Raw genomic sequence first — 10,673 nt, forward strand, 5'->3', positions numbered from 1 at the left:
AAGGTTAAGACAAAACTGATCAAAACCTTAAAAAGCGCGAGAAATCAATTTTAGAAACGTTGATTTCTTGCGCTTTTCTAATTTTAACTAATTCAGGAAAGAAAACCTCTACTGATTATAGTTTCATTTTAGTTAGTAGCTTGTAACTCAGCTGTTAAAGTAAATGGCATTTTTAAATACTCATACTTAATCGTGATTTTTTTAATTTTAGGTGCCTCAACCTTCACCGCATAATGCTGTGGCTCCTTTCCGATGGCCTTGCGATCTATGTATTGACTTGGAAAAATGTTTACTTGTCTTAATTTATGATACGTAATATCCGGATTACCTACTAGCTTCGTTTCTGCTTCAAACGGTTCCGACTTACTCACGACGAGTTCAACATTTTCAGGCACTTTATTATTAATAAGTATTTGCCGAAGCTTTATGTCACGTAGTCCTTTATTCTCTATTTCTACGATTTTTGTAGTTGAAGCATCTGTAGAATTCGTATAACTATTCATGACAAGTGGTGGATTGCTTTTTAAATAAATAATAAAGGCCGCTCCCACTACTAGAACACTAAATAATAAAACAAATAATAATTTTTTCATTTCATTCCTCACTTTCTTACTCCCCATAAGTATAGCGAGAAATCGTAGGTGATGAAACCTCGAAAATAAACAGTGAGGATTTTTCTTTACCGATCAACTTCTTCACGTACACAAAAAACAACCTGACTCATTATAAGCCAGATTGCTTTACTAATCGTATTTCATCACGTATCGGAATCCCATCATTACCGAGTAAAGGAATTTCAGGTTTATATGCTCTTGCTTGCTCGACTGCGTTTTGTATGATTTCGACTAACTGATAGCCTCTTTTTTGGTAAAATTTTAACGCGTGTAAATTATCATTTGTCGTAATGAGGGTAATCATTGTACAACCATGTTCGAATGCATGCTGTTCAACAGCTTGTACAAGCAATGAACCAACCCCCTTTCCCTCCACAATACTATCAAGGGAAATTATTTCACATTCTTTATCACGAATGATATACGTCACGAGACCTAACAGCATGTTTTGTGCATCTACATAGGCGAAGCCATCTAATTTACTACAGTCATATACCCCACTGGAAATGACCATTTCTGTACTTCCCCAATGCTCTTTAAAAAACTGTAACACATCATTTTGATGTAATTGCTGAATTGGAATTACTGTCATCTACTATTCTCCTAAATTGAAAAATTAAATACACTAGCAATGGCTTTTTGAACACCTAGAAATACTGCCCACGAAACAATTCCTAGTCCAATGGCAAACACGATATGGATCGATGATTTCATCGCCATATAAATAACAAATAGCATAAACATTGTAGCTGGTAGTCCAACGATTACACCAACCGTAAAGCGCTGAATATGTTCACTCGACTCACTTTGCACAGTAAGCCAAATGATACTTAAAATACTGACAAGTGGTAGGGCGGCAATAATACCGCCATAGGAAGGAAATCTTCTAGCAATCTCTGTAACAATACCGATCACGGCTGCCGAGCAAAGAATTTTTACGAATGTGTACATTATTTAGACACCTCGCTTAATAGACGAAATGCTTGTAAAATTATTTGCTGTTGTTCTTCTGAAAGCTGCTTTAGTGCATATTGTAGTTTTTCATCATCTAACTCTGTGTTTTTCTTTAAGATGTGAAGCCCTTCAGATGTAAGATGTAGATATACTTTGCGTTGATCTTCGATAGATCGCTCCTTTTTCACCCAGCCATTACGCTCTAGCTTTTTTATATGTTCTGACGCTGTGTTTTGAGAAATATTCAGCAACTCAGCAATATCACGGACAGTTACTTCATCCTCCTTATGAATCATCTGTAAAATACGTACGCTTTGATGCGAAATAGACTCTTCATGCGTTGTATGTAGATGGTAATAAATTGATGTAAAATAATTATTTAATTCTTTAATCATTAAATTTACTCCTTTTAATATATCGTCTAAACAGATTATATCGCAACATACGATACATTTAAAGAGATATCCAAAATTTTACATTTTCAGTTTTTTTAATTTAATTACCGAATTTTGTAAACCGTTTTAGGTAGATGATCGGAATAGCTGTAAAAAGAAAAATCAGAAGTGCATCGTTAGTGAACGTTTTCATAGCAACATAAAGACAGCTAGACAAAACGATATTACGGGAGAACCGAGGGAAAAAATATTGTCTAAACTCGTGTTAAAGAGCTCTCCTTTGCGTAAGTTTTCAAAGAGTTCGCTCCTGAATAATCATAGGCTTTTTCTTTGTATAAGTACTGTAAGTGGTGTACCGACTACATAAAAAAGAATAAACATATATCAACCCTTTCAAAGCTGTTTACATAAAAGCGAAGGGGCTGTCTACTGACACCCCCTTCCTTGTTCTATCGAAAAAGTGCTAATTTATCGATATACTCATATAATTTTCACAAACACACCCTGTTGAAATTTTTCTTCAGCTGCAACATTCATTTTTCTAACATCTTCAGATACTTCGCTTGCCCTTATTAATCGATTCTCATCGTAAAGCAAAGGATTGATATGTCTAGTTTTATTCTTTTGCTGAATATCAAAATCTGTTTGATCCACCCTCACTTTGACATTAGGATGAAGCTGTAAAAGGCCCTGTACTTGCCTATCATTTGAGGATTTCAACAATACAATTAGTTCTTCATCTTCCTTAAGAAAATCAGCGAGTGTAATAATCTTTTTATCTAATGCTAACTTTAACGTTTGTGAAAATTTATGATAAGCATAAATATTTAACGGATTCATAAAGAAATCAAGTACTTCTTGATAATATGTTTTCACAAACCATTCTGCACTTTTGATACTTTTAAGACACATCTTTCCTTGATAAATGATACTATCATCTAAAAATTTTTGTATTTCTTCAAATGAGGCTTTCCCATATGTGTACATATCTCTTAAAGTATAATCTACTCGATCTGCACATAAATCAGGAGCTGGTTGTTCGAGTAAATGCCAAGTCGCAGCATTTAAAAGTAGATGTTCATAATCAAGGTTATTCTTTTTAAGAATATTAGGAATTTCTGATTTATGAATAACCTCTTTAAATATTTCTTCATGATAGTCTTCAGCTTCATTTTCAATGGCGAAATCAATAACATGCGAAAAAGCTGTATGCGAAACATCGTGCAATAAACCTGCAATCTGCTCCTCTAAAGATCCACCTAACTATTTAATTAACAGCATGACACCAACTGAATGCTCATAACGCGTTACATTCCATTGGCTATTTACAAGATAACTTGCCCCACCTTGATGAATCCCCTTTACTCAAAAGAAGTTCCGCTAACACATCATCTATTTCGAATTCACCATATAAATAATCATGTAAGCATCTTCCTATGCAAGATTCGAAAGTACAAAAACTCCACCACAATGCGAGATTGGATAAAATTCTAATTGGCATACTCCTTTTAATAAGGCGCTAATTTCCTCATGGACAAAATAAAATTCATCATCATCCCAATAATCAATACTGTCTTGACGACATTTTTCAAGCTGCTTTCTTGATTCAAACGCGATATCGCCGATAAAAATTTTGCCTGCAGTTGTTAGTTGCTGCAATAATGCTGTAATGTAGTGCACTTTCATTTCATCGGTAAAATGATGAAGCGCATAGGTGCTAATAATGGCGTCATATTTTTGACGAAGGAGCTCTAATGGCAGCCCTTCTGATAAATCCCACTCCATTAAGTTTGCATCAGGCATTTTTTCTTTGGCGATTTCGATCATTTTCGAGGAGAAATCGAGTCCATTGATAGTATGACCGTTATCATAAAGCTTTGCCGTTAATACCCCTGTCCCAAATCCAATGTCTAATACAGTTGATTTTGGAATGGACATGACCTCGTTAAAAATCATATTTAATACTGCTTTATATCCTGCAAATGGATATTGATTGCTTTCTTCACTTAGCTGAACCGTTTTATCATAACCATCAGCCCATAAATTAAATCCTTGTTGCTTAAGTAGCATAATAGTCCTCCTATGTTTTCCATCGATTACGAGTTTGATAGTGGAATAAATTAAAAAGTCCCCGTTTATAAATGGATATGTGTATTAAAGAATTCGAGTATTTTCTCATACACGTAAATTTCATTCGCCTTTTTCGTGAATCCATGACCCTCATCTTCTAGCACAATATATTCCACTTCTCGCCCCTTGTCTTTTAAAGCAGCAACGATTTGGTCAGATTCCTTTTGCACAACACGTGGATCGTTCGCCCCTTGAATGACTAACATAGGTTTCGTCATACCATCTAAATACGTAATTGGCGAATCGGCTGTTAATCTTTCCTTGTCTTTCTCTGGATCTCCTATCCATTGCTTCATATATGGTGCCCAAAAATCCGGAACAGACTCAATAAATGAAAACAGATTACTTGGGCCAAAAATATCGACAACTGCTTTAAAGTAATTTGCATGGCGACCATGTAATAGCAGTGCCATATAGCCACCATAGCTGCCACCTAAAAGCAGCATTTTATCACGATCAGCATAGCCCTTCTCAATAAGCCAATCAATCCCAGTAGTATTATCAAGACGTGGGCCATGACCCCAATCGCCCTCAACCTTTTTCATAAAGTCTAGACCGTAGTTCGATGAGCCTCTAAAATTTGGTGCAAAAATAGAGTATCCCTGGGTAACAAGAAATTGGAACATCGGTCGAAATGATTTGCGTTCAATTGATTGTGGACCACCATGTGGCCATAAAATAACATGGCCATTCGAATTTTCTTCCTTCGCCTTGAACAAGAGTGCCTCAATTTCCGAACCATCAAACGATGGATAACGAAGCACTTCAGGTTCTACCAAATCTTCTTCTCGAACACCCGGTACTCTATAGTGAGTTACCTCTAACCATGAACTTCCCATTTCCTTTGAAACAAAAATATTATTTGGCTTCGTAGCCGATTTTCCAAGCAAATATAAATGTCCGCTTGGCATAATAACCATTTTCTCAATAATATCAACAGGTGTTTCGAGTTTTTCATTTTTTCCATCTACAATTGTATAACGATAAAGGCGATCCTCTACACCATAGGAACCGACAATATATAGTGCTTGCTCTTCTTTTGAATAATAAATACTTGTAAAGTTTTCTTTTTCTAATTGAAGCAACTTTGTAAATTGTTTCGACTGAATATCGAACTTTGCTAAATAGCTAAAATCTTCATCATAATCTGTTAAAAAATAAATTTCCATTTCAGAAGTATACACAACATCGGAAACTGTATGCTGCTTATCCGTTAATGGCGTGAGCAATACTTCCTCACCATCAATTTGTACATATGCTAAGGAATGCGTATTTCCAAACTGTTTAATATAAACAAATGATTTTTCCTCTGGGCTAACTGTAGCGATAAAAGTAGGTGCATCACTACCCTCAATCAGTGACTTTTCTTCTTCACTCTCAATGTCATAAACTAAACTATTTAAATACGTTGAATTTCCAGCTGTAGTTGAATAATAAAGATGTCTACCATCCTCAGTCAAATGTGCGTAGAAATGACGTTCTCCCTCTTTATAGCGAATTGGTACAAGGCTTCCTCCCTCAGGTGAAATTGCATAAATTTGACTATTCTCATCACCATCTTTATCAAAGCCAACTAAAAGAAATTCACCTGTTTTCGAATATTTAATAAAATCCGAAGTTTGATTATGAAAAGTCATTTGATATGGAAATTTTTTCTCTAAATCCATTCCCCAAAGATTAAAATATCCATTAAAATTCGTACTTAATACCATCTGCTTTTCATTAGGACTAATCGCAAAATCACTTACCGTTAAATTTTGCAAAAAATGCTTTGTGTTCATCTTTTCAAACTGAATCATAGACGTTCCTCTTTTCTTAAAAATTTTCTCTGGTAACAGTACTTTTTAAAAAGGTTTCCATCCCTTTTCCAGTGATAACGTCTTAGACCGCATCCAAATCGACTTATCGGACGCCTAGGAAAGCAACTAGCCTGGATGGGAATCAATCCCACGACGTGATGGAAATCCCAATAAGTATAATTATACCATTTATTTTAATATTAATATCTGAATATTTTAACTTTATATTTTACCAAAAAAATGTTATAATAAAACTAGTTTTCTTTTCAAGGAGGAATCGAAATGGACGCATTCTTTTGTAATGCTTGCTCTAGACCAAACACATTACAGGTCAAAGAGGTCTAGAAAAGTTAACCCAAATAACATAATTGAATGATCTCTTTAGGCCATAAACCTTTATGAAAAGCCTACAATACAGGAGTGAATTCAAATGGAAAAACCAACAATCCAACCGTTTTTAACGGTCGCAAACTATCATTTACTTGAGCAGCAAATAAATAAAATCATACTAACACTTGCTACGACGAAAGATAAGGACGTCATCCTTGCCGTACAAGGTATCGTTGAAAGCGAGATCACAACAAAATTAGCGCTGTCCGCTGAGCAAGCTGAGTTGATTGAACAGCTTTTTGAAGTGACGAATCGTGCACAAGGTGATGAGTATATAGAGCAATTAAAACCATACGTCATCCCATTCAAAGCAGTCACTGCCAGTACACTGAAAAGCCTTTTTAAAAAGGAAAAAAAGCTAAAACTACCGAAGCTTGAAGAAATGGATTTTCAGGAGATTTGTTATTTAGCTTGGGATGATCCTGGAACACATCGAAAATACGTTTTGCTAGAACAAGATGACAAGCTAAAATCGATTAAAGGCACATTCTCTAATGATACAATTCGTGGAATATGTGCAATATGTAAGCGCCATTCCGATGTTGGCCTATTTACTACATCTGTAAAAGGGCAAACCGTTGGAACGTTCACGAATTATAGTAATTATATTTGCGCAGATAGCCAATCATGCAATCGGCATGTTACGGATATTGAAAAAACAAAAGCATTTTTCGAGCGCATCACTCAATAAAAAGAAGCCTTCTCCATTGCGGGAAGGCTTTTTAGATAATTTTTATCATTAATAACGAAGCTGATTTTGATCCACTTTTATAATCGACGATGCAATGATAACAAAACCGAGCATTAAAACAAAGATTAAATCAAGTAAACCTGTATGCATCGACACCGTAAATACCGTAATCGTAAAGGCATAGGCGACAGAATGGAAACTACGAATGCCTTCCTGCTTCACTTTATTATAAAGAAGTGAAATTAAAGCACCGTATAAAAAGAAACCAATTGCTACTAATAAATAGCCCCCATCTAAAAATAATTGACCGATAAAGGTTGGTGTAGTTGTACGATTTCCACGTGTAATAACCTTACCCTTCTCTATACTCACGGAATTGACAACCTCCGTGACCATCATGCGAGGTGAAATTTGCTTACCAGGTAATATCGTACTAAAGATACCTTTATGGACTTCACCGTTTAAATAACCGTTCTCCTGCGTATACTCAATAATTGTACTTAACACAATATGCCCTGTTACACTTTCTTCATTTAATGCACGCACCCATAACGGCGTTTGGTTTACCTTTTGTTCAGCCGTTAACAGCTGGTCTCTTGCCTCTTCCGTTAGCTCCACATCAGGCTGATCTCTTCTATTAAATTCTAATGACTGGTCCTCCGTTAACACACGAATAAAACTAAACATAGAAAAAGCTACACCAATAACTAATAGCGTTGTTAAAAACCACGCCAATTTCACTCGTTTTACTACATAGTGGATAATGATGATCCCTGTAAATAGGATAATAATTAATGGCGTTCGATAGGCAACTAACACAAATAAAAAAATGATAAATGCATAGATAGAACCGTAGATAAACCCTTTCTTCCACGTCATATGCTTTTCTAAAATCATTTTATAGGATAGTAGCAATAACACTCCAAACCATAATAATTGACTAAAGAAGTTCAGCTTTGGATTTAAATTTCGGCGATTTGATTCATCTGAAATACCAAGTCCGCTTCCAAAAACCATCAAAAGGTACGAGCATAAACCAAGTAACGTAAGAAACACGATAAAATGAATCACATATTTGCCTAAAAACGACAGACCAAATGAAGGAATTGTCCATTTCATCTTGTCTATAACGTAAACACCTATGTAATAACAAATAACTGCTAAAATGACTGCGGGCCAAATAGAAACATGTAAATTGAACATTTCAAATCTATGCCAATCAAACATGCTCGTGAAGAAATATAGCAGTAAAATAAACGGTAAAAAGAAATACGGCGAAAACGTATCGATTTTATTTAATTTTCTTAAAAATTGTTTCATATCCTTTCACACCCCAAGATGCTTTCTCTCCCATACTTTATATTAATTTCCAATTATGTAAAACAAGAATAGTATATCATATTAACAGATTATTTTATATATTCACTCACTATTTTTGTTAATAATTTGAAAGTAATCAAGAAACGTATCGAATTATGAAAGGCCTAATAAGTGTTTTCTGTCTTCGTGGTTCGGGATACTGCTGGGTACACAAAAAAATCAATAGCTCTTACTATCAAAATGAAACGAGTACAGTGCTTTTATGCTGCCTGTACTCATTTAATGGTTTTATAATTTAATTTCCGAGAAGCATAACTTTCATATCACCGAAATGGAATACCATGGAAGGATCTGCAACAGAAAGACCAGGATTTGTAGGACTAGAAAGGCCTGATCCACCAACCACTTCGATTTCAAGTCTTCCACGTAAAGGGCGCTCTCCTACTAAATAATCGCCTGTAGATTTAACATGAAGAATCCCATTTACAATCGAACTAATATCAAATTCCAATCGAGTACAACTCCTTGGAGGTATAACAGTTGACGGAAGACCTTCTAGAAAAGGTTTTTCATTCTCATTCGTTATAAAAGGAAGTGATATTCCTTTCATTGAAAGCTGTAAAGAAGGACAATATTCAATCACAACATCAGCCTCTAATGGTTTGCTTGTAGGGTTTTTTATAAGAATCACAAGTCGATTATTAGGCTGTCCAACTGCAGCATCCAATGGAACAAGAAATGGTCCTGTAGTAATCGTATACTTTCTATTTTGACATGGTGATGTTTGATTTGACAAAGTTTCACCTCCTAATAAAAAGAAATTACTTTCTGTGTATCTTATTAAAATACAAAAACAATTGTATAGACGGTTGTAGAAAGAATTCCACTTTATTTTTGATTAAATGTAGTGGTTGGGCGGCAAGCTTCTCAAATTTTCCTGTTAAAAACCATACAATTCATTTAAACCAAACTATTAAAAAGATGTAGTACACGCATCTTAATTAATAGATGAAATCTATAATCTTGAGGTACTTTCTGGGGTACATACTTTTTTCTGCTTTCCCCTATTATAATGCTAGCTGAATACAACAACTTAACATCACACTATAAACATTGATATACGAGTGTTTATAAACAAAAAAACACCCGCATTTTAAACGAGTGTTTCGTAATTTTTTAGGATAACCATTTTGGTGGTGTGTTTTTCTCCCAGAGTTCAAATGATTTAATATTGTGTGTTTTTATATAGATAGATTGCTATATTATCAACGATTCATAGTGCATCACACTTTTTCGGTTTTATATTATTGTATACTTTCGTATGCTCTTCTGGGGTACCGAACAATTTTTTGTACCTTCTTTATAAAGTGCGTTCAATTCTGTAGCATTTTTATATTTCATAAATACTCTTTATGCACCAAAACTCTACTTACAACACTTTCTGTTATTGGTACAATTTGGACATATACATATAAAGGAGACAATAATATATGAAGAAACTCGTTTTTAGTGCTGCCCTTATATTTGCTCTTAGTTTAGCAGGTTGTGGCTCTTCTAATGACAAAAATGCAACAGAACAAAATAAAAAAGATACTGCTTCTGTTGAAAAAGTATCTACTACTAATAATGAGACTAATCTGTATCAAGATTATATCGAAAGCGGCGGTCCAATCATGGAAGAAATCAATGATTTCAGTGTTCAATGGGATGAATTGCGACAACAATCTGATGATGGAGCTCTAAGCGATAGAGATTTTGGGCTTAAAATAGTTAACGAGCTTATACCAAATAATATGAAATTAACAGAAAAAGCAGAGTTATTAGATGTCGATAAGGAATTGGCAGACACTCATGAAAAACTGAAATGAGTACCTGGTCCTTTACTATTATGTTCTCTATTTAAATAACATTCAGAAGAAATTTTTTATAACAAAAAATAAATCTTCTTCAAAGTGGTTCTTTTGGTAAAAATAAAAAATATTGGGGATTAATTGGATTATATGCTACTATCTATTCATGGTAGATTATTTCCAAATAATATATGATAGAAGATATAATTATGAAGAAAACTTTAGCCTTACTGTTTTTCAGCTTGTTCTTTGTTTTTGCTGTAAATATTGATAACACTAAAGCTGCTGAAGCTACGACAGATGCTGAAAAAGAATTTGACTTAACCATTCAAGAAAAGCAAGAGCAAGAAGTAATTTTACCTAATGGAGAAAAAGCTGTTATTGGTATTGAGCCGGTACCTCAAATAGAATCTCGTGTTTCCAATGACTACACAGTGACAATCAATCGTCAGCGAAAAGAAAATAATCAAGCGATGGTTAACGAAAAGCGTATTTATCGTTTAATGCAGATTAGTGGATTGAAGTCTGTT

At 34.6% G+C, this 10,673-nt stretch carries 11 protein-coding genes and 1 pseudogene; 3 read left to right on the top strand and 9 right to left on the bottom strand.

From position 1 onward, the window contains the following. Positions 1 to 128: 128 nt before the first annotated feature. The 7 genes and pseudogenes from ACIQZA_RS06100 to ACIQZA_RS06130 form a co-directional block, all read right to left on the bottom strand. Positions 129 to 593, bottom strand: coding sequence for a hypothetical protein (locus ACIQZA_RS06100; RefSeq protein WP_142507949.1), 465 nt, complete (start codon positions 591 to 593; stop codon positions 129 to 131). A gap of 130 nt (positions 594 to 723) precedes the next feature. Next, positions 724 to 1,206 carry a GNAT family N-acetyltransferase gene (locus ACIQZA_RS06105; protein WP_402880280.1) on the bottom strand — a complete coding sequence of 161 codons (483 nt, stop codon included), beginning with the start codon at positions 1,204 to 1,206 and terminating at the stop codon, positions 724 to 726. 11 nt (positions 1,207 to 1,217) lie between these two features. Continuing rightward, positions 1,218 to 1,565 (bottom strand): DUF3147 family protein, encoded by a 348-nt coding sequence (locus tag ACIQZA_RS06110; RefSeq protein WP_142507947.1) that lies wholly within the window; start codon positions 1,563 to 1,565, stop codon positions 1,218 to 1,220. After that, positions 1,565 to 1,963, bottom strand: a complete 399-nt coding sequence (locus ACIQZA_RS06115) for a MarR family winged helix-turn-helix transcriptional regulator (RefSeq protein WP_402880278.1) — start codon at positions 1,961 to 1,963, stop codon at positions 1,565 to 1,567. The genes ACIQZA_RS06110 and ACIQZA_RS06115 overlap by 1 nt, the downstream gene beginning before the upstream one ends. Positions 1,964 to 2,443: 480 nt before the next feature. Beyond that, positions 2,444 to 3,401 (bottom strand): annotated as a pseudogene (locus ACIQZA_RS06120) (HD domain-containing protein). Further along, positions 3,398 to 4,033, bottom strand: a complete 636-nt coding sequence (locus ACIQZA_RS06125; RefSeq protein WP_400933548.1) for a class I SAM-dependent methyltransferase — start codon at positions 4,031 to 4,033, stop codon at positions 3,398 to 3,400. Before ACIQZA_RS06125 ends, ACIQZA_RS06120 begins: the two are co-directional and overlap by 4 nt. Before the next feature lie 65 nt (positions 4,034 to 4,098). Next, on the bottom strand, positions 4,099 to 5,892 hold the full coding sequence (locus tag ACIQZA_RS06130; protein WP_402880277.1) for a S9 family peptidase: 1,794 nt from the start codon (positions 5,890 to 5,892) through the stop codon (positions 4,099 to 4,101). A gap of 430 nt (positions 5,893 to 6,322) precedes the next feature. On the opposite strand from ACIQZA_RS06130, the gene ACIQZA_RS06135 reads away from it, so the two are divergent. After that, positions 6,323 to 6,973, top strand: coding sequence for a FusB/FusC family EF-G-binding protein (locus ACIQZA_RS06135; protein ID WP_402880275.1), 651 nt, complete (start codon positions 6,323 to 6,325; stop codon positions 6,971 to 6,973). 48 nt (positions 6,974 to 7,021) lie between these two features. Here the strand turns inward: ACIQZA_RS06135 and ACIQZA_RS06140 are convergent, their stop codons facing one another. Together ACIQZA_RS06140 and ACIQZA_RS06145 are read right to left on the bottom strand one after the other, a co-directional pair. Next, positions 7,022 to 8,293, bottom strand: a complete 1,272-nt coding sequence (locus ACIQZA_RS06140) for an oligosaccharide repeat unit polymerase (protein WP_402880273.1) — start codon at positions 8,291 to 8,293, stop codon at positions 7,022 to 7,024. Positions 8,294 to 8,588: 295 nt separating this feature from the next. Continuing rightward, positions 8,589 to 9,089, bottom strand: coding sequence for a hypothetical protein (locus ACIQZA_RS06145; RefSeq protein WP_142511107.1), 501 nt, complete (start codon positions 9,087 to 9,089; stop codon positions 8,589 to 8,591). Positions 9,090 to 9,783: 694 nt separating this feature from the next. Between ACIQZA_RS06145 and ACIQZA_RS06150 the strand changes: the two genes are divergently transcribed. Both ACIQZA_RS06150 and ACIQZA_RS06155 read left to right on the top strand, forming a co-directional pair. After that, positions 9,784 to 10,161 (top strand): hypothetical protein, encoded by a 378-nt coding sequence (locus ACIQZA_RS06150; RefSeq protein WP_402880271.1) that lies wholly within the window; start codon positions 9,784 to 9,786, stop codon positions 10,159 to 10,161. A 191-nt stretch (positions 10,162 to 10,352) separates the two neighbouring features. Further along, the coding region (locus ACIQZA_RS06155) for a hypothetical protein (RefSeq protein WP_402880270.1) at positions 10,353 to 10,673 on the top strand (321 nt) is incomplete at its 3' end.

This window comes from Lysinibacillus sp. NPDC096382 (assembly GCF_044762845.1).
Lineage (GTDB): Bacteria > Bacillota > Bacilli > Bacillales_A > Planococcaceae > Lysinibacillus.